The following is a 22,608-nucleotide window of genomic DNA, read 5'->3' as shown; positions in this document are numbered from 1 at the left end:
ATGCTGCCTGACCAGCGGCGTATCGCGTGCCAAAAAGGGACGTGTTGGGGGATGATTGTATTCATGCCGAGAATTATTCCCGGTTTGCACACGTCACTAAATACTCTATTCTGTCAAAAAATACCTAAATGTTGCCAATAACATGACATCCCGACTTGCCAATACCTTGTTTGATCCCGACAGCACGTCGAGCCCGGCAGTCGCTCGTCATATCGATTTCGTCGATTACGCAGCCGAAGTTCCGGTTCATTCGCACCGTAAAGGGCAGTTGATTATTGCTCTGTATGGGGCGGTAATTTGTCGTGCGGAAAACGATATCTGGATTGTGCCACCCGATTGCGCGGTGTGGATCCCCGGCGGCGTTCCTCATAGCGCCAAAGCGACCTGGAATGCGCACCTTAACTATCTGTTTATTGAACCTGGCACTGCCGCATTGCCGGAAAAATGCTGCACGCTGGCCATTTCACCACTGATTAAAGAGTTAGTTGATCGTTTAACGAATGAAGGCGTTGATTACGCACCACAGAGTCATGTTGGCAGGCTAACCAGAGTGACACTTGATGAACTCGTGACCATGCCACAGCAGAAATTGAGCCTGCCGGTCTCTGCGAACCCTAAAATTCGTGCTATGGCCGATGCGTTAGTCAGCAATCCAGACGACCGGAGCACATTCAAAGTCTGGGCAAAGCGACTGGCACTCAGCGAACGCTCGTTAGCGCGCTTAATGCTGCGTGAAACCGGTCTGACCTTCGGTCGCTGGCGTCAGCAACTGCACTTGATTATTGCCCTGCGGGAGCTGGCAAGTGGGGTGTCAGTACAAAATGTGGCAGCAAACCTGGGGTATGAGTCGGTTAACGCATTTATCACCATGTTCAGAAAAACCATGGGCAGTACGCCAGCGCACTATTTTTCTGTTCGCAAAACGGCTGATTCATAGACTTGATAAAGTGTGAGGCTCTTGATTTAGGCATGGGCAAGATGCGGGCAAGCTTACTGAGTTGAACTCACAGTGAGGAGAGGATATTGCAGAAAAATCTAAATAGTTTTGGTATTATTGTAAAATATCATTGCCAATAACGATTAAATCTTCTGCCAAGTACGGTGGTAAAATGCTTTAATTAAAATCATATCAGTTTTTTTATTTTTAAACTTAAGCCAGCAAAGGTGGTAAATATGAATATTTATAACTCTAGAAAAAATAGCACGCGAAATAGACGGAGAGGAATGTATTTTAAAGATATCATCCTTCCGCTTGCATTAACGTTTCTTGGGATATTAGGGACTTTAGGAGGAGTGCTTATTACAAATTACCAGAATTCTGTTAACGAAAAAGAATCTCGTCTTTATGAATACCAGAATAAAATAATTGAACAGAGAATTATCCTCATTGATAGAGCTGCTAAGATTTTTGGTAAATCTCCGGGTTTGCAAGATATTTGGAATGAGCACCTTGACATGATAAAAAAAGGAAAAGTTGAACAACTAGTTGTTGATAAATTAACTGATGCTCAAGGCGAGTTTCAGAGTATTATTTATCTCTCAAGCATTTATTTTGGTCCTAAAACTCAACAAGCACTTAAGGATTTTGATGAAAATCCAGGTCCATGGTGGACAAAACCCAAAGATAAACAAGATAATTTCGTATCATCCATGGCCTTAGAAATTAACTATGGGATAAAGTGATCTCACAACATATCATTTCGAAATGGTAAAAAAAGAAATCATCTTCAGTTAGATATCGTGAGAAATGTATACAGAGAAGCATCATGGATATTATTCACCAAGATGCTTTTTATGTCCGATTTCGGTACATAGCAAACAGCTATGGGCTGCTGAAGGTCCGCTGTGAGCGAGAAGCGGACTATGAAACTTCGCTAAGCGAAGCTATTCAACATTTAGGTCATGTCGTTCATCAAGTTTACCAAAATCTGACCATCTTTTTGTTCCAACGCCAATTAAGTTGGCTCCATAATAGCTAAAGAACGATGAATAATGGTTTTGCTTAGTTATGGCATCCATGCAAGCTCTCACAATAATTTGTCTTTCAATCGTTGCCATATCCTTGCCATATAAATTTATCATGGGAAGCCAGTCATAAAGAGCTCGGCAATTATCAAAGACAAACAGGTCAAGGTACATGCTTCTACTTTTAGCTCTATATTTAGCTCTCCAATGAGCATCCGTATTTACATGATATGCATTGCCTAAATGGTTTAGGGCAAGTTCAATCCAAAGATGTGGCAAGGGAACATCACAAAAAATACCGCCATGCTTATCCGGTAGGGATGAAATTATCTCATTTATTGACTTAGATACATCTTTAGATAGTGTGCTTTGATAGTAGTTTTGAGCATTACGGAGTAAGTCGTATAATTGAATACTATATAAATATGACGGTTTGTTTTTCGACAATTGCTGATACCAGTATTTACCTAGCTCGCTTTTCGAATCCTTAAGGCGTAATATAAAATTCCATATCGGAAATTCCTCGTGACTTTCGAAGACTTCTCCACCAGAAAACATCTCTGCGGCATTTTCATTATCATCTAAAATTTCGCAGTCTGATATTGTGACCATTTTTTCAAGGGCAAGCTGAATTTCTTTATCATCCATTTTCAGAAACATTCGCTTTAAGGCTGTGTTACCTCCAACTCTCAACATGGGAGAAATATAGCTTGCAGCTATGGTTGGATAGTTGGTTGAAAAGGCACTGTAAGCAAATTCAAAATTTGATTCGATTAAGTGTTTGAAGGTTTTATTGTATTCTTCATCTTCATCTTCATCTTCATCCTCATCGCCATACCCATGAAAATCGGCACCTTCTATAAAACGAGAGTCTTTACTTTCACCTGAAAAAATGGATTTTTCAAGAAAAGCATGACTTCTGAAGTATGATGACAAAAATTCAATATTCTCTTCTGTTTTATCAGGTAATGCACTATTTACAACAAGAATCCCTAAGTCACTGAATGAGTTGCTTTCAAATATAGCATTTATGGTAAGTATCGGTTTAGATTCTTTACTAAATAAAGGTGCTGTAAAGTCAAGATAAATAATATCAAATTTAAATGATGTTATTTTTATGAGATCAGAAATATTACCATTAAATATCTTTAATGTCGGGAATTTATCTCGAGCGCTCAAGAGTGCAGCAGAATACATTTTTTTATCAGACTCAATAGCCCATACATTTGAAATTTGAACACCGAGGCTGATCATTACTTCTAAATCATTTTCTGGTTCGGGGCCGCAAAAATAAGCAATCTTTAATTGTTGTGGTTGTTTTGATTCATACATACTATTCGAAAAAATGGTCCATGAATCGATGATGCTTTCATCTGGCTCCTTATTTGGAAGTATTTCATCAAATGCATAATCCCATAACCTTCTGATATAGTTAGGTTTCAATATACGCTGATTATCTCTATCAATAGTCAGTTTCTTGATTGCTTTTGTCCATATTTCAATACGGCTTTTTTCTTTAACGTCCTGTTTATAAGTTACCATGGCCTGTTCATTCTCAATATGTGGGGTAAGTATGAAAAAACACGTCATATCGAATCTACCATTTCCACCGCGTAAACACTATTAAAATTAATACTAATATTAATCTATTTCTATGGATCAAATGAATAGCTTACCAAAACCACATTGCAAGCCACTCTCTATTCATTCAATTTGCGTTTAACTAATGTTTTATAGATAAAAAGAGATGGTTTTATATATTCAGGCGTCCGCTTCTGGCACTAAGCGGGCTAAAGCAGACAGATTTGACGAGTTAAGGGTATGGATGAATTCTCCATACCCTTGAACGATTACTTCCCAGCTGATTTGCTTGGTTTCAGTCCTGGGGTATTGCCAGGTGTATCCTTATTATCACGTCTGCGTTGATCGGGTTTTCCTGTTGATTTTGCAATTGGTTTTGGACCAGGTTTAAGCCCCATAATCGTGTTCCTTAGCCTTGTCAGAGGTTATTCCTCAGTCTGGATATAAGGGGAACGGTAAGAATTATCAAGCTTGGATGGGCGGTGAAAAGTGACTACTTGACTATTATGTGAGCAATGTCAGCTTTTGGCACTAACCAGCCCTTTGCTGATTGAAAAAGGCGAATGAAAGTTGGTTAACACTTTACCTCATGGTCACACAGTTGATCATTGATGAGGCGTTAGTGAGGGCGAATCTCTCGGGGTTGTGCCAGCAGAAACAAATAGCGACTTAATAAAACACTGTTAATTCAACCCGCTCAGGCGGGTTTTCTTTTTTTACTACTGACAAGAAATTAACAATTTGTGCTCTTAAAGCGTTGATCATTTCCGTGCACAGGTATGCTGTATAAAAACACAGTATTTGCAATGGAGGCCATTATGAAAGTTGAATTAACCATTGATCGCATGAAAGAACTTCCTAAAGGCGCGGTACCAGCACTGGAGAAGGAGCTGCTTAAGCGCCTGAACGATCACTATGACAATTGCAGGCTCACAATCCGCCGTGCCGGGTCAGATGGGTTAAGTGTTTTTGGCGGTGACAAGGACGACAAAAAGAAAATTGAATCAATCCTCCAGGATACCTGGGAAAGTGCAGACGAGTGGTTTGTTAACTAACTAACGCCCCCTTAGCTGGTAGCTCCTGCTGCCATTTTTTAAATCGAGTTTCCGCATCGCCTCGCACAATTATTGCCAGGTAATTCAGGTTTATTCAGGTGTGGGAATCTTTTCAAGGGGCATCTCATGCAAATTCCGGATGATTTAATCCCAGGGTTGCCGGAGCACACTGGCCCGGTTCTGATTTATTTCGTGAAGGGGAGTGTGGTGAGGGGATTCGCTTTACGTAAAGATGAATTTGTTACGTCTTTGCGGGCACTGGAAGAGGCCAGAAAGAAAGCTGGTCTTCCTGTTTCAGATGCAGGATAAGTTGGGTTATACTCAAACACGGGTCTGAACAGCCCGCTGAGTAACACTGCGCCAACCGGGAAAACGCGATGGCGCATAAAACTGAATTACCCCATTCACGCCGTTCCTTCGTGAGCGGTGTCGCTGTTTGTGCTGGTGGTGCAGCATGAGCAGATCTAAGACCAAAGCTGAAAAACTTCATCTTTCCCGCGTAGCTGGGATGGGCTGTATTGTCTGCAAAAACCTGAAGCTGGGGGAAACTCCTGCAGAGATACATCACATCCGAACTGGTCAGGGAGTTGGCCAGCGCGCTGACAATTTCAAAGTTATTCCTCTTTGCCCAATCCATCACCGCCAGGGCGGACACGGCATAGCCATTCATGCTGGCCGCCAGTCCTGGGAAAACAATTACGGTACTGAAACAGATCTGCTGGTGCAGTTTCTCTACGAACTGGGGGAATCTGCATGACCATTACTTACGGTTTAGTATGTAGCGGCATTGAGGCTGCGAGTGTGGCGTGGGAAGTTTTGGGCTGGCGACCGTCATGGTTTTCTCAGTTCGATCCTGAACACAATTACAAAAACGGTCCTGATTTTCCGTCTGCGGTGCTGGCGCATCGCTGGCCACACGTAAAAAACCTGGGCGACATGACAAAAATCGCCGCTGCAATCCGGTGTGGAGCAATCGAAGCGCCAGATGTTCTGGTAGGTGGTACGCCATGCCAGGCATTCAGCATTGCTGGTTTACGTAATGGCCTGACGGACTCACGCGGGCAATTGACCCTTGCTTTTGTAGAACTGGTAAACGCAATTGATGAAAAACGAAGAGAACAGGGATCCCCCCCCGTCATTGTCGTCTGGGAAAATGTACCCGGAGTGCTCAGCAGCAGAGATAACGCTTTCGGATGTTTTCTTGCAGGGCTTGCCGGCGAAAGCTGTGAACTGGAATCACCAGGGAAAAAATGGACAAACGCTGGTTATGTGCTGGGACCAGAAAGGGCTGTCTGCTGGCGAGTGCTCGACGCTCAATTTTTCGGAGTGGCCCAACGACGCCGTCGTGTGTTTGTTATCGCAAGCGCTCGAGGGGATATCGATCCCGCAAAAATACTTTTTGAGTCCGAAGGCATGCGCCGGGATACTCCGCCGCGCAGAAAAGCGGGGAAGGGCATTACCGCAAATACTGGGCATCGCATTACTAACGGTAGCCACTGGGATGGGGAATATAATCCACATCCAACCCTCAACCAGTCACACAACATCGGAGGCATAGGCCAAAGCAACCAGGAATTGCTCAGCCAGCGCGGAGGTGGAATCGTTGGTGTCTTTCGTATGCGGGCATTTGGTGATTATGTTAATGATGAAACCGCATCCACTGTTAAAGCGCGAGATCACAAAGATGCAACCGATCTCACTGTCACTTATTCAGACGTCAGTAGAACGTTGCTTGCCAAATCAAATGACAGCATGGCTGAAGATTTGGATACCTATGCCATTCACGGAACACAAGACCCTGACATAAACATTAATTTTGCTCATACGCTGGGACGAAATCACGGGCAGGAAAATGCTGTTGTCTATGCCTTCAAGGCTGGACAGGGCGCAAAAGCGGGTGGCATTGGCTGGGCAGAAGAACAATCCCCAACTCTGACTGCTGCCAGTAGCGGATCGAATTTATCCCCTTCAGTGATGAAAAATATGGCCGTTCGCCGCCTTACTCCTGTCGAATGTGAACGTCTGCAGGGTTTCCCTGATAACCACACTTTAATCCCCCGTGATAACCGTAAGCAGATCACTGCTGATGAATATGCTTACGTGCGCCATCACAACTCAAAAATAACTGCAGAAGAAGCCTACCGACTGGCGAAAGATGGTCCGCGCTACAAAGCGATCGGCAACAGTATGGCTGTGCCGGTTATGCGCTGGATTGGTAAAAGAATTAAGGAGGTTCTTAATGCCTGAATATCAAGTTACACCCGTTGGTAAGCCCAGAATGACACGAGCTGACAAATGGAAAAAACGCCCCGAGGTTCTGCGTTACCGTGCTTTCTGTGATGAAGTTCGTCAGCAGGGTGTTGAGCTGCCGGAAAGCGGTTCACATGTCACCTTCATTCTTCCGATGCCAGCGAGCTGGAGCAAAAAGAAACGAGCCGAGTTCAACGGTAAACCGCACCAGGCTAAACCAGATTTTGACAATATGATGAAAGCCCTGATGGATGCCATTTACGAAAATGATGCTCATATATGGGATGCACGGGTATCAAAATTATGGGGAGAAACCGGGAGAATAATTATTGAGGAGCTAAAAGCATGACGCCACGCCAACGCAGACTACAGCAGTCAGCATTTGAAAAAGCAGCAGCTGCGCCGCGTAAAAGCTGGCTGGGTAAATGTATTCTCCTGACGGGGATCCAGTCCGGATGGATTAAATCCCTGCTCACCACATGGGGCGAGGGCGTGGGAGGAAAAACAGCCCCCCGTATGCCGCGGGGCCATGCGTGCTGGAATGTGCTTAAGGGACGGAACTGGTCAGATAAGGCACTCGAGCGTTTTACTGCTGCTTTGAATCAGGCTCGTGAAGAGGGATTCCGTGGGCAGCAGGCAATGAACAGGGCGCACAGCATTCTCTGGCCCCAGTCACCTGCCAGTGTAATTGACGAGGCCCTGCATAATGACGATGTCGATTTTGTTGAGCAATGCGTGCTGCAGGCGCTGAATATAAACGATCCGGTGTATGTGGTAGGTCTACAGTATTACACCACACGAAAAAAAATCTCAGACATAACCCGGGAACTGCAGGCGATTGCGCCGTGGTTAACTGACGGGGAGGCGAGAAAGCGCGTGCGCTGGTGTCTGGAAATATTCAGAGCAAAGGTCTTTTTGGAAGCCCGCAAACAATTATCTGAATAGACTCAATGAACCATTTTTTAGCTATTAGTGCTATTTTTTGATAGTGGAGTTGAAAACGGGCCAGAAAATCAGATAATCCATTCATGCTTGGCAGAGCTGCGCCACGATGGCAGCGACGAAAGCGAACAATTTGAATATAACGAGAACCCCGCCAGCGCGGGGTTTTTGCTTTCCGGCGATACGACAGGGGTATTCGCGAACGTGCTACGGCACAGTACCCCTGTCATATCGTCGATCCATAATCGTCCACAAGAAAATGAGGCCTCGCAATTATGCGGGGCTTTTTCATTTCAGGCTCACGGGTATCACTCACTGCGTGCTTTGTTGATAAATCCAGCCCGTGAAGCCTGATCTTTTCATCACACACAGCGACATCCGAATAATCGGAGGTGAGGCTATGACCAGAATGTGCATCATGGACAGCAAACATTGAGTTGTGGTTTCTTGCAACGCTGCATAATCTGCCCCGCTCTATACTACCTGCTTAGTATCGCGGAGGAATGTATGAAAGAAGGGTATTACTGGATTCAGCATGTCGGTGTTGTACAGGTTGCATACTACACGAATGACACTGTTGATGATCTGGAAACGGGTAAAACAATCACAGGAGTCTGGCATCTGACAAGAGGCGATGACATTTGCCATAACGGTGAAGCAGAGGTGTTAAAAGGTCCTCTCATACCGCCAATGTAAATAACCGCACTTACTTCGAGGCTGCCATCTGGCGGCCTTTTTTATTCCCCTCATTCTGAGAGGACTCACAGCAATTAAGAGGGGGCTAAATGTCCGATCCGATTTCCGGTACTGGGCTGGCTGGTGGCGTCCTGACGGGAGCCAGTGTCTATGGATTTCTGTCCGGAACCGATTACGGCGTGGTGTTTGGCGCATTTGCCGGAGCTGTATTTTACATTGCAACCGCCGCGGACCTTAGTGCAGCGCGCCGGCTGGCGTATTTTGTCGTGTCCTACATCGCCGGGATCATCTGCTCAGGGCTGGTTGGTTCAAAGCTGGCTGACTGGACTGGTTACAGTGATAAGCCTCTGGACGCTATCGGAGCCGTAATCGTTTCTGCTTTAGCTGTCAAAATCCTGACGTTTCTGAATAACCAGGATGTCGGCTCGCTGGTGGCGCTGATAACGCGCCGGGGAGGTTCAGGTGGTACTAAATGACCCATCGGCAACAATCAACGCGCTGCTTTGCGCTGGGGTAGTTTTGACCCTGATGTTTTACCGTCGTGGTGATTCCCGACATCGACCGTGGATATCTCGCTTAGCGTGGCTGCTTACGGTCATCTACAGCGCCGTTCCGTTGGCGTATCTGTGCGGTATCTACCCTTACTCATCGTGGGCCACTATCGGGGCCAACATTATTTTCCTGTCCGTGCTGGTCGCCGTCAGAGGCAACGTAGCTCGGCTTATTGATGCTGTGCACAAATAAAAAAGCGAGTCGCAGCGACATCGCTACAACCCGCAAAGAAGATGAAATTATTAGGATTTATCTTAAGTCTCATTGTGACTTAAATTAAATTTAATTTCATTATCTCAGGTGAATTCCAATCCCTACCATTAATAGTGGTTTTATCCGGTAACTATATGAACCAATCACAATTTCAGCAGGCGGCTGGTATCAGCGCCGGGCTTTCTGCACGCTGGTTTCCGCACATTGATGCGGCAATGAAAGAGTTCGGTATTACGACAAAACTCGATCAGGCAATGTTTATTGCGCAATGCGGACACGAAAGCACAGGGTTTACCCAACTGGTGGAAAGCTTCAACTATAGCGTCGACAGATTAGCCTATTTTGTGAAAGTAAAGCGGCTCACTCAGGACCAGGCCAGTGCGCTGGGGAGAAAAACTTACGAAAAAGTTCTGCCACTTGAACGCCAGCGGGCGATTGCAAATCTGGTATACGGAGGCCGCTTTGGCAACAAGTCGGCTGGTGATGGGTGGAAATACCGAGGGCGCGGAATCATAGGGATCACCTTCCTGGATAACTACCTGACCTGTGGCACGGCGTTAAAACTGGATTTAGTCAGCAACTATGAACTGTTGGAAAAGGACATTAACGCTGCACGCAGCGCTGCCTGGTTCTATGTTTCAAACGGTTGTCTGCAGTATCCGGGCGATCTGGAACGTGTCACACAGATTATTAACGGCGGGCAGAACGGCATTAAAGACCGCCGTGAACGATACGTCAAAGCAAAAGCTGTGCTTGTAATTTAGTACGCACCAAAAAGCAAAAACCCCGATTGCGGCAAACAGTCGGGGTTTTCTATTTCTGCACCTGAGTAGGCAGGGAGAACCTGTGATTGATTTTAGCAAACTGATACGGGAGTTGCGACTAATGATTAAGCAATTACCAAACTGGAAATTTTTCCTTGTATGGGTGATTCCATTTTTATGGGTGGTATCCCAATTGATTATCGCTATTAAAGGGGGATGACAATGGGGATGGAGATAATTCTGGGCATTGTCATTGCCGTCCTGGCAGCAGTTGCAGGTGCTTTTGGTCTGGGTAAATCACGCGGTACTAACATCGCTGAGACAAAAGCGGACCAGCAACGCACTGAAGAACGTGCTGCGGCTACTGAAGCTGTTGCAGAACGCCGGGTAGAGACAACAAAAGGAGCCAGGGATGTACAGCAGACTGTTAACCATATGCCTGATGACGGTGTTGCTCGCGAGTTGCGGGAATCGTGGAAGCGTCCCGGTAGTCGTTGATACTGCCTGTGATTGGGTGAAGCCAATTTATCTCACCGATCACGACATTGACGTTATGGACAAGCAGACGAAGCGTGATGTGCTGACACATAACAAAGCGTGGAAGACGAACTGCCAGAATTAGTAATCAATCAGCATTTAAACTAAAGATCATCAATTTTTGTGTCGATAGTCTTCCCATACTTACTGATGAGGGAAGTTGGACATGAAAGTATTACAAACGTTAGGTGGCTACCAGGGTGGGCAGGCAGGAATTTTTCAGTATAAAAGGGATAGCAAAGGGATTGTCATTGACCCTACCGTTGGCATGAATGCTAATGCTGAAGTTATTGAAATTTCTAACGAAGATTGGAGTGAGATGATTGAGCGGTTAGAGAATATTGGTAAGAAAGTAGTGGATTTGACGGAAATGAAACAAGAGATCGCAGAGCAACTCGGGATGAATAACACCGAGACTGCCGCTGTGGTTGCCATTTTAGAGCACGAAGGCACGTTTGACCATTATGGTGGGTTTATTGGTGGTGGGGATTCAGTTTCAATTCATCTTCGTAGAGACGACAACTGATTCAATCTGATTTGATTTACACAAGCCTCGAATTCTCGGGGCTTTTTAATAAAAGAGGAATGAGCAGGACAGTAGTTCTTAGAGCTAAGCAGATTGAAGACCTGGCAGCCTTTGCGAAAGAAGATGGCCAGCCACAATACACCATCACCACTGGGACAATCCCGGAGTTCGAGGCGGATGATGGCGAGATTATCCCCAGTTATACCGGACTCATCGCCTATTCAGAGTCACTGGAACACGGTGTGTTGCAACTCGACGACTAGCAGCATTACAGCAGGCATTCACTGAGTGCCTGTGATAGTGCTACATTAACCCCATACTATGTTGATGGGGATTATCATGGAAAGAGGTGTTGTTTTTACTGCACGTGAAATTTTACAAACAGAGAATGGAGACGGATTTCAGACTGGTAAGCAGATTACAGTTGAGGAACTTAACTATCTAGTACTGTATTGGGATCGGCTTGTTTCTCCTACCAACAACATTATTCATTTTTCTCTTATCAATGAAGAGGAATTGATACAGTGCGGTATTCTCAGTAGACCACGGTTTGTCCAAAATGGATTTATTGATGGTCAAGTGATGACTGAATTTCATGCTAAGACACATGCTTTAACCTTGAATGCTCTTAGACAAAGTGAAGGCATGGTTGACTGGCGAATGCATTTCCTTAATGAACAAGTTTCAATTCACCAAGAAGTTTCAGAGCAGAGAGCGGTACTTAGATTTGAATTAGCTGACCTTTTGCCCGTTCCACAAAAAGATACTCCTTTACATGAAATATTGGAGTTTAAAGAACGACGCTCAGATGAATTGATGGCATTACATGGTTATTTAGATGAACTCTATACAGAGGTTTTACGGTCAGGTGATTTTAATTTAGAAAGAGCCAAAGCTATCTCTGGGTTAAAGAAATCACTTCATGATCTAAATGAGCTTAATAATCAAGGGTGGAGGAGTCCTCTTAAATTCAATCTTTCATCATCATTTGAATTTGATTTCAATCAAATTTACTCTGGTGTAGCGACTGCATACGCTGCAATGAAATCACCTCATCCAATAGAGGTCTTATGCGTTGGAGGTCTATTTACATTATTTGGTGGGTTTATTAAGGTACGACCTCAAATTCAAAGTGTCTTAAAAAATGGGGATACTAAGTTGGCTTATATAACAAGGGCGAACAAAGAAGGTATTATATTTAAAAGTTAAATTATACATTTTAAATTTCACGGTAATCATTAGCCACTAGCATTCGCTGGTGGTTTTTTATGTGTACTGCACGTACATAATAAAGAGAGTCTTTCAATAGTAAGCCCGGGTAATCTGTTAACTCTTGGCGGCTTTGCCGTGCGACAGGCTCACGTCTAAAAGGAAAATTCAATGCAACTTCCGCAAGTATTAACGTCACCCCGAGCTTGGGGTATCCAGGTTGAATGGCAGTGGCCAGAAAATAGCGGTGAGCATTCACGGCTTGAAATGCAGTATCTCAATGCCGATGGTCGTCTGAAAAGACAGGTTATCGCATGGCCGTTAGCCGGGGTGTTTATCGCTGGCCTTAAAGCTGGCGAACGCCTGCAGATTCGCTTACGACCGATTGATAAAAATGGTGCTGTTCGTGAATGGATGGGAAGTGACTGGATCGAGGGTGTGTCATCCAGCAATGCAGAAGAGTACCTCAATGCAATGGCTGGTAGTAGCGACACGCGCTTAATGACTACTCTTAGCGCACCGAATTTCAAAATCGTAAATGGTGAAACGTTCATCAATAACGCATTCATTTCGGAAACTATCCACGCGGCAGAAACGCTAAAGCCGAAGACCAGTAATAGCAACATCGATGTAGGTAAGATTCTTGACGATGCATGGAAAAGTGGTCGCCCATGTATCGGGGAGGCTGTGAACGACCTGGCTCAGGTTATAGCAAATGCCCGAGCATCCTCACAAACCTTTAAGCAACATACGATCGGCGGTGAGATAACGCCATTAACCTATACAGCATCCATGAGCATTAACGTGAACGATGCCTCGTCTGCATCTGGCGTCGATACCAATCTCGAAGCGCTTATCAAAAACGCGCTGAAAAACGCTGCTGAATGTGCTGCGATGGATGTTGCAAGGCAGGTGGCGGCAGACCAGAAAGCAATGGATGAACTGGAAAAAACGATCCGCAAAGCTATTCACAATGAATGCCTGGTTGGTGGAATTATTTGGCAGCGCTTTGGGCGATAGTCTGCGGAGGTTATATGCGTCTCACTGTATTAGATGACGATCCCGGCAGGAAGATTAATCCCGGTGTTGAACGATACGCCGTCTTTCTCAATGGTGCTGAGGTTAAGCATGTCTATAGTGCTGATGATGATAAAGGTGAAGTGATCTCGGCGGTTCTCGATGAACGTGGTTACGTAGCAACAGAAAACGGCGAACTGAAGCGGCAAACGCTTTTCGGGAAAGTCATCATCAAACGTCAGTAGTTTTCCTCCTGGAGAAAATATGCAGGTCATTATTGATAGTGTCCCGTATGCGCCTGTCTGCAATTCTTCTGCCCGTATCGGAATAGCAATCTCAACGCACAATCGTGCTGAAGTTCTGAGCCGCGCCCTGACTCAGCACATGAAGTTTTTACCTGCTGGCGCGCTGGTGGTTGTTGTCGATGACGGATCTAAGCCTGCGACCGTAGTTCCTGCTGGTGTGCAACTGGTTCGCCAGGAAACATCACTCGGCATTGTTGCTTCGAAGAACACCTGTCTGACCGCGCTGATGGATGCCGGATGCGAACACCTTTTCCTGTGGGACGATGACGCATGGCCGATTGCCGATGGCTGGCATCTTCCTTATATCGAATCACCTGAGCCGCATCTTGCGTATCAGTTCCTCGACCTTGCCGGACCGCGCAAGCTTAACGATCTCGCTGTGCTTTATAGCGACGATAAGTATGTAGCGTACACGGGACAGCGTGGCGTGATGCTGTATTACCACCGCAGCGCCATCGAGAAGGTGGGCGGATTCGATCCGGTTTATGGGCGCGGCATGTACGAACACAGTGACCTCGCCCTGCGTATCTATAACGCTGGCCTGACAACATGGGCTTACGGTGATGTGACCGGCTCCGAAAAACTGATTCATTCCCTCGATGAGCATGAAGCGGTGGAGCGTTCGGTACCGAAACCTGACCGCTTGGCGCTGGTGGAACGTAACGTGAAAATCCACAACGAACGGCGTGATACCGGGTTTACCGGTTACGTTGAATACCGGCAGCAGCGCGACGTGGTAATCACAACGTTACTCACCAGCCAGCCTGACCCGCAGCGCGGCACGAAAATGACGGCCTCGCCTGACATGCTGGGTAAATGGGCCGCATCACTCCGGCAGTGTGGCCGTATTGCGCTGGTGGATGAATTGGAGAAGGCCCCGGCAGACGTTGAGCTTTGCCTCGTTCCTGACGTCAAAATGAATGTCTACTTCCGGCGCTGGCTGCATATCTGGCAGCACCTGCGTGATCATCCTGAATATCGGTTCGTCTGGTGTACCGATGGTACCGATGTTGAGATGCTACGCGAGCCGTGGGATGAAATGGAGCCTAGCAAGATTTATGTCGGTTCAGAACCGAAGACATACGCCGACACCTGGGCGAAACAGAATCATCCGGAGCGTATCTATCAGGAATTCATTGAAGCGCACCGCAACAATGTGATGCTTAACGCTGGTTTGCTGGGTGGGACCCGCGCTGATGTTATGGCGTTCGCTCACGGCATTATTCGCCTTTACTACCGGATTGAGAGTTATCGATTCTGGAAGAAAGAACAGGCTGGCGCCGCGGTGGGAGATATGATGGCTTTCGGCATTGTGGCGAAGTCTTTCGGCGATCGGATAGTAACCGGCCCACGCATCCACACCGTGTTCAAGTCTGATGGTGTTGGTAAGGAGTACGCCTTTTGGAAACACAAATAAAGTTTGTGGTTGTCGGACACCATTCACGACACAAGCAGGCATTGTGTCTGGCTGGATTATTTAGTGCAGTTCTGCTAATTGATAGCGGTGACAATGGCGCTAACTGGAATCACCGCCGCGCGCTTGAATGGGCTTCAAAGCAGGATTGCCGGGTTGTGATCATGGAAGATGATGCGTTGCCGCTGTCCGAATCGGTTGACGGTTTCCGCAAATGGATAGACGAATATCCAGATCATCTAATCAGTTTTTATCTCGGCACTGGCCGGCCACCTCAGTATCAGATGCAGATAGCAGAACGGTTGATAGCGGCCGACAAAGCGCGCATTAATTACATTAAGCTGCCGAAACTGATTCACGGTGTCTGCTACAGCGTCCCACAGCATCATATTGAGCGTGTACTGGCGCGGTGGGATAGCAGCAAGCCAGCTGATTATGCCGTTGGTGATGCACATGGCGACGAAGTAATTTATCCGTGTTACTCGCTGGTTGATCATGCAGATGGTGAACCGGTAGAACAACACCCGGATAGAACACCTCGCACAGAGCGCCGCCGCGCATGGCGACTGGCTATGTTTCCGGTGATGGAGTGCTAACACCCTCCCAAGCCACATAATCCACCAGGCATGGAGGTTACATGTCCAGGCTAAAGACATTACAGCCACGATTAAAAGCCATCGATACCCGACGAATTAAGCCTGTCTATGGTGAGAATCGGCGCATTAGTGGTAGTGCCAGGGTGGGTCTGAAGCGCCGAATTTATATCCGTGATGGTGGTCACTGCTGTATGTGCAGTCGCATCGTTGACCTGCATGACAGCGAACTGGATCACCGTGTGGCGTTACAGTTTGGCGGTGATAACGATGAGTCCAATCTGTGGACGCTATGCATTGATTGTCACTCAGGTAAGTCTGCGCGTGAAGCCTCGACGGGACGACCTGATGGAGAGGCCCTGAAACATTCAATCACCGATGACGCCCAGGAGTCAGGCATAGTTGTGATTTGATATCAATTGATAATGCTTCTCAATGCCATTCGATATTGATTGTATTTGAAATCATTTCATATCTAATGATAGTGATTCTCATTTGCATGGGGGGGGAGGGTTGGGTGTTAACCTCAATCGCCCTGGACACCGCGCTCCCCCTCACGCACAGAAAAAATTCCCCTCTGGAGGGTATAAACATGTTAACAGCGCAAAAGCGAAAATTCGCTGTCGCGCTGATGTCCGGTATGTCTCAAAAGGATGCGGCAATAAAGGCGGGATATTCTGAGAAATCCGCACGGTCAAAGGGTTCGCAACTTGCAAAAGACCCGGAGGTCATCGCGTTTATTGGGCGAAAAAAGAGGGAAGTCATCGAAACGGACGACGTACCGACGTACCGTCAAAATGTTTATACCCCAGCGGTAAACAATACTGAAAAACACAGGACTCCAACGCCACCGCCAGAGGCACCCACTGTTGTTGGTACTTTTGATGATCCGCTCAAGTTCCTGATGGCCGTAATGAACGATGCCACCGAAGATATTGACGTGAGGAAGGATGCTGCAAAGGCAATGCTCCCGTATAAGCACCCTAAAATGGGTGAAACGGGTAAAAAAGATGCCAAAAGCGACGCCGCTAAAAAAGCTGCCAATAAATTTGCCGTCCAGCAACCACCCAAGCTGGTGGTGAATAACCGAGAGAAATAACTATGCCCGAATGGACTACTGCCTGCCCCGACTGGGCGGATCGCCTGAAAAAAGGGCAGTCTATTATTCCTGCGCCAATCTATCCTGAGCAGGCTGAAATAGCGCTTAGCGTCTTCAGGCAATTAAAAATCGTAGATGCGCCTGGTTCTCCGACCTTTGGAGATGCCTGTGCGCAGTGGGTGTTCGACCTGGTGGCGGCTTTGTTTGGCTCTTATGACGCAGAAACCGGGCGACGGCACATCACGGAAGTATTTGTACTGATCCCGAAAAAGAATTCCAAATCTACACTTGCTGCAGGGATCATGATGACGGCGCTGCTGCTCAACTGGCGGCAGGCGGCCGGATACACCATTATTGCGCCAACTGTTGAAGTTGCCACTAACGCCTTTAATCCAGCGCGGGACATGGTAAAGCGTGACGATGATCTGGATGACCTGTGTCAGGTTCAGACCCACATACGGACGATCACCCACCGAGGCACAGATACCACGCTTAAGGTAGTAGCTGCCGATCCCAATACGGTTTCGGGTATTAAGTCGGTCGGCACGTTGATAGATGAATTGTGGCTGTTCGGAAAGCAGCACAATTCGGACGACATGCTACGTGAGGCGACTGGTGGTCTGGCATCGCGGCCTGAAGGCTTTGTGATGTACACCACCACGCAGTCGAATGACCCGCCGGCAGGCGTGTTCAGGCAGAAACTTCAGTACGCCCGTGATGTGCGTGACGGGAAGATAGTCGATCCCCATTTTCTGCCCGTTATTTTTGAACATCCTCCTGAAATGGTGGCCAGCGGCGAACATCTGCTGGTGGACAATCTTGCCATGGTTAACCCCAACCTGGGATTTTCAGTGGATGAGAAATTTCTTTACCGGGAGTTCAGGAAAGCCAAAGAAGCCGGGGAAGAGGAATTTCGCGGTTTTATGGCAAAGCATGCCAACGTCGAGATCGGCCTGGCTCTACGCTCTGACCGCTGGGTCGGTGCTGATTTCTGGGAGCAGCAGGCGCACAAAGTCACCTTTGAGGAAATACTCCAGCGATCTGAAGTGATCACCGTCGGTATTGATGGTGGTGGTCTTGATGATTTGCTTGGTCTGTCGGTTATTGGTCGTGACAAGACAACCCGAGAATGGCTGACATGGAGTCATGCCTGGGCGCATATGATTGCGCTGGAAAGGCGAAAAAGCGAGATACCGAAACTCAGGGACTTCGAAAAGGCGGGCGATCTGACCATTGTCAAACGTGTCGGGATGGATGTAGAGCAGGTTGTTGAGTATGTGAGCCGCATCCGGGATGTTGACCTGCTGGATAAAATTGGTATCGACCCCTCCGAGGTAGGGCAGATCCTTGATGCGCTTAGCGCGGCAGAAATTCCTGCTGAGGCGGTAGTTGGCGTCAGCCAGGGCTGGCGACTTGGTGGAGCGATTAAAACCACTGAGAGAAAGCTTGCCGAGGGCGTATTGATACATGGTGGCCAGCCGATGATGGCATGGTGTGTCGGTAATGCGAGGGTTGAGCCGAAAGGCAACGCCATTCTTATAACCAAGCAGGCCAGCGGCAAGGGCAAGATTGATCCGCTGATGGCGCTGTTCAACGCAGTTTCTCTTATGGCCCTTAACCCTGAACCTGCCAAAAAAGATTACCAGGTATTTTTCGTATAACAAACACGTCAGTTAATGACCCGCACAGGCGGGTTTTTTCGTTTCTGGAGGACAGCAAATGAATAATCGCGCCTATAGCCTGATGCAGGTAAAGGCGGTCAATGAGGACTCTCGGGAGATTACCGGCATCGCCAGTACCCCTGAACCTGATCGCTATGGCGACATTGTAGACCCTGCCGGTGTGAAATTTACTCTTCCGTTACCTCTGCTGTGGCAACACTGGCATGACGAGCCAATAGGCCAGGTGACAGAAGCAAAAGTCACCGACACTGGCATCGAGATTAAAGCAAAGCTGGTAAAACCAGGTGCGGATATGCCATCGCAACTGGTCGCCAGGCTTGATGAAGCGTGGGCATCTATCAAAACGGGTCTTGTCCGTGGGCTTTCTATCGGATTTAAGCCCATTGAATACAGCTTTATTGACGATGGCGGCATCCGGTTTATTTCGTGGGAGTGGTATGAGCTTTCTGCTGTAACTGTTCCTGCTAACGGTGATTGCTCCATTCAGTCTGTTAAATCAATCGATCGCAAGTTTCTTGCCGCGTCCGGCAATAAAAAAACCGTCGTTAAATCATCCATTTCCGCTGGCGCTACAGCAACCAATACCAAAAAAGGAACCAATTCGATGAATATTGCAGAACAAATCAAGAGCTTCGAAGTGAAGCGTGCAGCGCTGGCAGCCTCACTGAGCGACATCATGAGTAAAGCTGCTGATGAAGGCCGTACGCTTGACGCAGAAGAAACTGAAAGCTACGACGACACGTCTACCGAAATTAAGGCGGTTGATGAGCATCTGAAACGCCTGCGCGATATGGAAAGCAATATGGCATCGACCGCTAAACCGGTAGCAAAAGCCGCTAACGGCGAAGTCACTACCGTCAAGGCTGGTACGCCAGGCATCATCCGCGTCGAACAGAAGCTGGAAAAAGGCATTGCCTTTGCCCGCTTTGCGAAGGCGCTGGCCGCCGCTAACGGCAGTCGTTCCGAAGCGCTGGAGATCGCCCGCAAACAGTATCCTGACGACGCCAAACTGCATCATGTACTGAAAGCTGCCGTAGGCGCTGGTACTACCACCGATCCTCAGTGGGCTGGTGCGCTGGTTGAATACCAGGAATATGCGCTGGATTTTGTTGAATTCCTCCGCCCGCAAACCATTATCGGGCGTTTCGGGCAGGGTGGTATCCCGGCCCTGCGTCAGGTTCCGTTCAACATCCGTATCCCGGCGCAGACTTCCGGCGGCTCAGCGAACTGGGTGGGGCAGGGCAAGGCCAAACCGCTGACTAAATTCGACTTTGAGTCGATCACGTTCAGTTTTGCCAAGGTGGCGGCTATCGCGGTACTGACCGATGAACTGATCCGCTTCTCCAACCCGGCAGCCGATGCGCTGGTGCGTAACGCCCTGGCTGAAGCGGTCATTGCCCGTCTGGATACAGACTTTATCAACCCGGCGAAAGCTGAAGTTGCTAACATCTCTCCGGCCTCAGTAACCAACGGTATTGTGGCCGTTCCGTCTACCGGTGACCCGGATGCTGATGCTGAAGCGGCCTTCGCCCAGTTTGTTTCGAATAACCTGCAACCGACGGGCGGCGTATGGATCATGTCCAGTACTAACGCACTGGCACTGTCCATGAAGAAAAACGCCCTGGGGCAGAAAATGTACCCGGAAATGACCCTTCTTGGTGGCACTTTCCAGGGCCTTCCGGCTATCGTTTCCCAGTTCGCGGGCACCAACCTGACGCTGCTTAACGCGCCGGATATCTATCTGGCTGATGATGGCGGCGTGGCGGTGGACATGTCGCGTGAAGCCTCTCTGGAAATGGAAAGCGAACCAACCGGCGACAGCATCACCCCCACCGGAACTGAGCTGGTTTCCATGTTCCAGACCAACAGCGTGGCTATCCGTGCTGAGCGCTGGATCAACTGGAAGCGCCGCCGCACGGCAGCGGTAGCGGTTATTTCTGGTGTGAACTACAGCTCTAACCAGGGCAGCTAAACGGCGGAAGGAGGGCGGGGGAAACCCCGCCGTAATGCATGGCAAAAATCAGATATCTGCAACGCACCCATGATTCGGAGTCGGGAGACGTGAAAACCGTGGACGATCGGTGCGCACGGGTGCTGGTACTGCTTGGTAAGGCTGAATATTTCACCGGCGCACGTACTGGTGGCAAAAAGAACAAGCGAAAAGCGGAGAACGGCTAATGTGGAATCCTTTCCGGAGAAAACAGGGAAAAGAAAAAGCCCTGCAGCAGCCTGTCAGCCGCGGAGGCTGGTCGCCATTATTCGGCTTTATGCATGAACCATTCGCCGGGGCATGGCAGCGTAACCTTGAAATTAATCAGGACACCGTTCTTTCTTATTATGCTGTGTTCGCCTGCATATCACTGATTGCGAGTGATATCGCCAAGATGCCGCCACGGCTGATGCGCCGTGACACAAAAGGGGTCATGCAGGAAGTAAAAACAGGGGATATTCCGGCACTGTACAAAAGGCCAAATGCCTTTCAGAACCGGATCCAGTTCTTTGAGCACTGGATGAGCTCGAAGTTATGCCACGGAAATACGGTGGCGTTAAAAATACGTAATAACGCAGGGAAAATTACCGAACTCAGGCTGCTGGACTGGAACAAGGTTACCCCGCTGGTGGCGGATGATGGTTCTGTCTTCTACCAGATAAACCCTGACAATATGACCGGAATTGAATCGTCGATTACAGTCCCGGCGCGCGAAGTAATACACGATCGCTTCAACTGCCTTTTCCATCCGCTCATCGGATTGTCTCCCATTTACGCCGCTGGGCTCGCGGCGATGCAGGGGCATCACATTCAGGAAAACTCGGCCTATTTTTTCCGCAACGGAGGAAAGCCGAGCGGCGTGATTGAAGTACCTGGTTCCCTGACTGAAGAGAACGCCAGAAAAATTAAAGACAACTGGGATTCTGGTTATTCCGGTGAGAATTCAGGTAAGACCGCCATTCTGAGCAATGGCGCGAAGTATAACCCGACAACGGTATCAGCCGTTGATGCGCAGACTGTTGAGCAGTTAAGCATGACGGCGCAGATCATCTGTTCTGTCTTTCATGTCCCGGCCTATAAGGTTGGCATTGGTGAATTACCCACTCATGACAATATCGAAGCGCAGGACCAGCAGTATTACTCGCAGTGCCTTCAGTCGCTCATTGAGTCGATAGAACTGCTTCTGGATGAGGCTTTCGGGCTTGAGGGGGATTCAGGTACTGAATTTGATGTGAATGCGCTGCTGCGTATGGACAGCGAACGCCGTATCAAATCACTCGGCGAGGGTGTGAAAAATACGATCCTGACGCCAAATGAGGCGCGACGGAGTGAAAACCTTCCTCCCTTACCCGGAGGCGATGCGCTGTATCTTCAGCAGCAGAACTTCAGTCTTGAGGCACTGGCGCGGCGTGACGCTTCTGATGATCCGTTTGCCAAATCCGGTACCGGCAGCCATACCGCGCCTGACGACGAAGAAGGGAAATCTATGTCTGAAGCTGAACTGACAGCGGCAAAAGCCATGCTGAGAGGATTGTTAACCAAATGAATGAACGTGAACTTTCCCTTATCAGGGCTCTTGGAGAGGAATTTTCTCTTGCGCTTGGCGAACTTCGCGAGTCTTTCAGAAAAAGCCTGAGCGACTATCAGCGAACAACGGAAGAGCAGCTTAAACAGCTCTCACTGGAGGTCATGGCACTGAAGGATACTCCGGTACCTGACTTTACCACGCTGCTGGCCGATGCAGTGGTATCTCTTCCGGTTCTTGAGGCTCCTGAATTGCCAGATATCGGCGCTATTGTCAGCGAGGCGGTGTCCGCCCTGCCTGTGCCGCAGGACGGTAAAAGCGTGACGGTGGAAGAGATTCTCCCTGTTCTGGAGGAGCTGGTCAGCAAGGCAATTGGTGAAATGCCTGTGCCGAAAGACGGCAAAGACTACGATCCGGCGGTACTCAGTCAGGCCGTTGACGATGCTGTCAGTGAAGCCGTAGCGGAAATTCCCGTACCGCAGGACGGCAAAAGCGTGACAGTGGAAGAGATTCTCCCTGTTCTGGAGGAACTGGTCAGTAAGGCGGTTGGTGAAATACCTGTGCCGAAAGACGGCAAAGACTACGATCCGGCGGTACTCAGGCAGGCCGTTGACGATGCTGTCAGTGAAGCCGTAGCGGAAATTCCCGCACCGCAGGACGGTAAAAGCGTGACGGCGGATGACGTCAGGCTGG

At 48.1% G+C, this 22,608-nt stretch carries 27 protein-coding genes and 1 pseudogene; 27 read left to right on the top strand and 1 reads right to left on the bottom strand.

The genetic code is table 11. The features are described from left to right. The first annotated feature begins 142 nt into the window (after positions 1–142). Together ACLJXE_RS21305 and ACLJXE_RS21300 are read left to right on the top strand one after the other, a co-directional pair. Positions 143–937: an AraC family transcriptional regulator gene (locus ACLJXE_RS21305; RefSeq protein WP_121584589.1), complete on the top strand. Its 795-nt coding sequence runs from the start codon at positions 143–145 to the stop codon at positions 935–937. A gap of 236 nt (positions 938–1,173) precedes the next feature. Beyond that, a complete protein-coding gene (locus ACLJXE_RS21300) occupies positions 1,174–1,683 on the top strand; it encodes a hypothetical protein (RefSeq protein ID WP_286627975.1) in 510 nt (169 codons plus the stop codon). Between the two features lie 201 nt (positions 1,684–1,884). On the opposite strand, the gene ACLJXE_RS21295 is transcribed toward ACLJXE_RS21300, so the two are convergent. After that, positions 1,885–3,507: a hypothetical protein gene (locus tag ACLJXE_RS21295; RefSeq protein WP_410751952.1), complete on the bottom strand. Its 1,623-nt coding sequence runs from the start codon at positions 3,505–3,507 to the stop codon at positions 1,885–1,887. A gap of 857 nt (positions 3,508–4,364) precedes the next feature. On the opposite strand from ACLJXE_RS21295, the gene ACLJXE_RS21290 reads away from it, so the two are divergent. The 25 genes and pseudogenes from ACLJXE_RS21290 to ACLJXE_RS21170 all read left to right on the top strand — a co-directional run. Beyond that, entirely contained in the window at positions 4,365–4,601 is a 237-nt protein-coding gene (locus ACLJXE_RS21290) for a DinI family protein (protein WP_046671203.1), read from the top strand. A gap of 126 nt (positions 4,602–4,727) precedes the next feature. Next, positions 4,728–4,910: a hypothetical protein gene (locus ACLJXE_RS21285; RefSeq protein ID WP_046671202.1), complete on the top strand. Its 183-nt coding sequence runs from the start codon at positions 4,728–4,730 to the stop codon at positions 4,908–4,910. 145 nt (positions 4,911–5,055) lie between these two features. Beyond that, a complete protein-coding gene (locus ACLJXE_RS21280; protein WP_286627973.1) occupies positions 5,056–5,358 on the top strand; it encodes a Ref family recombination enhancement nuclease in 303 nt (100 codons plus the stop codon). Beyond that, positions 5,355–6,848 (top strand): DNA cytosine methyltransferase, encoded by a 1,494-nt coding sequence (locus ACLJXE_RS21275; protein ID WP_410751951.1) that lies wholly within the window; start codon positions 5,355–5,357, stop codon positions 6,846–6,848. Before ACLJXE_RS21280 ends, ACLJXE_RS21275 begins: the two co-directional genes overlap by 4 nt. Next, on the top strand, positions 6,841–7,200 hold the full coding sequence (locus ACLJXE_RS21270; protein ID WP_286627971.1) for a RusA family crossover junction endodeoxyribonuclease: 360 nt from the start codon (positions 6,841–6,843) through the stop codon (positions 7,198–7,200). The genes ACLJXE_RS21275 and ACLJXE_RS21270 overlap by 8 nt, the downstream gene beginning before the upstream one ends. Then, entirely contained in the window at positions 7,197–7,796 is a 600-nt protein-coding gene (locus tag ACLJXE_RS21265) for a hypothetical protein (RefSeq protein WP_286627970.1), read from the top strand. The genes ACLJXE_RS21270 and ACLJXE_RS21265 overlap by 4 nt, the downstream gene beginning before the upstream one ends. Positions 7,797–8,300: 504 nt before the next feature. Beyond that, a complete protein-coding gene (locus ACLJXE_RS21260; RefSeq protein ID WP_410751950.1) occupies positions 8,301–8,489 on the top strand; it encodes a hypothetical protein in 189 nt (62 codons plus the stop codon). An 89-nt stretch (positions 8,490–8,578) separates the two neighbouring features. Beyond that, the gene (locus ACLJXE_RS21255; protein ID WP_003833974.1) at positions 8,579–8,965 is read left to right on the top strand and encodes a phage holin family protein; all 387 of its coding nucleotides are present in this window, start codon (positions 8,579–8,581) and stop codon (positions 8,963–8,965) included. After that, a complete protein-coding gene (locus ACLJXE_RS21250; protein ID WP_072271948.1) occupies positions 8,952–9,233 on the top strand; it encodes a phage holin family protein in 282 nt (93 codons plus the stop codon). Before ACLJXE_RS21255 ends, ACLJXE_RS21250 begins: the two co-directional genes overlap by 14 nt. A gap of 155 nt (positions 9,234–9,388) precedes the next feature. Continuing rightward, on the top strand, positions 9,389–10,018 hold the full coding sequence (locus ACLJXE_RS21245; RefSeq protein WP_286627969.1) for a glycoside hydrolase family 19 protein: 630 nt from the start codon (positions 9,389–9,391) through the stop codon (positions 10,016–10,018). A 222-nt stretch (positions 10,019–10,240) separates the two neighbouring features. Then, positions 10,241–10,516 (top strand): hypothetical protein, encoded by a 276-nt coding sequence (locus ACLJXE_RS21240; protein ID WP_286627968.1) that lies wholly within the window; start codon positions 10,241–10,243, stop codon positions 10,514–10,516. 205 nt (positions 10,517–10,721) lie between these two features. Further along, positions 10,722–11,081 carry a hypothetical protein gene (locus tag ACLJXE_RS21235; RefSeq protein ID WP_286627967.1) on the top strand — a complete coding sequence of 120 codons (360 nt, stop codon included), beginning with the start codon at positions 10,722–10,724 and terminating at the stop codon, positions 11,079–11,081. 59 nt (positions 11,082–11,140) lie between these two features. Continuing rightward, complete coding sequence (locus ACLJXE_RS21230) at positions 11,141–11,344, top strand: hypothetical protein (RefSeq protein ID WP_286627966.1); 204 nt, start codon at positions 11,141–11,143, stop codon at positions 11,342–11,344. A gap of 76 nt (positions 11,345–11,420) precedes the next feature. Beyond that, positions 11,421–12,290, top strand: a complete 870-nt coding sequence (locus tag ACLJXE_RS21225) for a DUF6236 family protein (protein WP_410751949.1) — start codon at positions 11,421–11,423, stop codon at positions 12,288–12,290. A 171-nt stretch (positions 12,291–12,461) separates the two neighbouring features. Next, the gene (locus ACLJXE_RS21220) at positions 12,462–13,310 is read left to right on the top strand and encodes a hypothetical protein (protein WP_286627964.1); all 849 of its coding nucleotides are present in this window, start codon (positions 12,462–12,464) and stop codon (positions 13,308–13,310) included. Between the two features lie 14 nt (positions 13,311–13,324). After that, positions 13,325–13,552, top strand: coding sequence for a hypothetical protein (locus ACLJXE_RS21215; RefSeq protein ID WP_286627963.1), 228 nt, complete (start codon positions 13,325–13,327; stop codon positions 13,550–13,552). A 19-nt stretch (positions 13,553–13,571) separates the two neighbouring features. Then, on the top strand, positions 13,572–15,029 hold the full coding sequence (locus tag ACLJXE_RS21210) for a glycosyltransferase family 2 protein (RefSeq protein ID WP_410751948.1): 1,458 nt from the start codon (positions 13,572–13,574) through the stop codon (positions 15,027–15,029). Further along, complete coding sequence (locus ACLJXE_RS21205; RefSeq protein ID WP_286627961.1) at positions 15,014–15,622, top strand: hypothetical protein; 609 nt, start codon at positions 15,014–15,016, stop codon at positions 15,620–15,622. Before ACLJXE_RS21210 ends, ACLJXE_RS21205 begins: the two co-directional genes overlap by 16 nt. Before the next feature lie 41 nt (positions 15,623–15,663). Continuing rightward, positions 15,664–16,032 carry an HNH endonuclease gene (locus ACLJXE_RS21200; RefSeq protein WP_286627960.1) on the top strand — a complete coding sequence of 123 codons (369 nt, stop codon included), beginning with the start codon at positions 15,664–15,666 and terminating at the stop codon, positions 16,030–16,032. 179 nt (positions 16,033–16,211) lie between these two features. After that, the gene (locus ACLJXE_RS21195; RefSeq protein WP_286627959.1) at positions 16,212–16,718 is read left to right on the top strand and encodes a terminase small subunit; all 507 of its coding nucleotides are present in this window, start codon (positions 16,212–16,214) and stop codon (positions 16,716–16,718) included. A 2-nt stretch (positions 16,719–16,720) separates the two neighbouring features. Beyond that, positions 16,721–18,379 carry a terminase large subunit gene (locus ACLJXE_RS21190; RefSeq protein ID WP_410751947.1) on the top strand — a complete coding sequence of 553 codons (1,659 nt, stop codon included), beginning with the start codon at positions 16,721–16,723 and terminating at the stop codon, positions 18,377–18,379. Positions 18,380–18,437: 58 nt separating this feature from the next. Continuing rightward, positions 18,438–20,372, top strand: a complete 1,935-nt coding sequence (locus tag ACLJXE_RS21185; protein ID WP_410751946.1) for a phage major capsid protein — start codon at positions 18,438–18,440, stop codon at positions 20,370–20,372. 38 nt (positions 20,373–20,410) lie between these two features. After that, entirely contained in the window at positions 20,411–20,578 is a 168-nt protein-coding gene (locus tag ACLJXE_RS21180) for a hypothetical protein (RefSeq protein ID WP_192897712.1), read from the top strand. After that, positions 20,578–21,936, top strand: a complete 1,359-nt coding sequence (locus ACLJXE_RS21175) for a phage portal protein (protein ID WP_410751945.1) — start codon at positions 20,578–20,580, stop codon at positions 21,934–21,936. Before ACLJXE_RS21180 ends, ACLJXE_RS21175 begins: the two co-directional genes overlap by 1 nt. After that, a pseudogene (locus ACLJXE_RS21170) lies at positions 21,933–22,608 on the top strand (phage gp6-like head-tail connector protein); the annotation flags it as partial. The gene ACLJXE_RS21175 and the pseudogene ACLJXE_RS21170, both read left to right, overlap by 4 nt.

Source organism: Citrobacter sp. U14242 (assembly GCF_046555775.1).
Taxonomy (GTDB): Bacteria; Pseudomonadota; Gammaproteobacteria; order Enterobacterales; family Enterobacteriaceae; genus Citrobacter.
The sequence above is the reverse complement of the archived record's forward strand: the minus strand, read 5'-3'. Positions and strand labels throughout refer to the sequence as shown.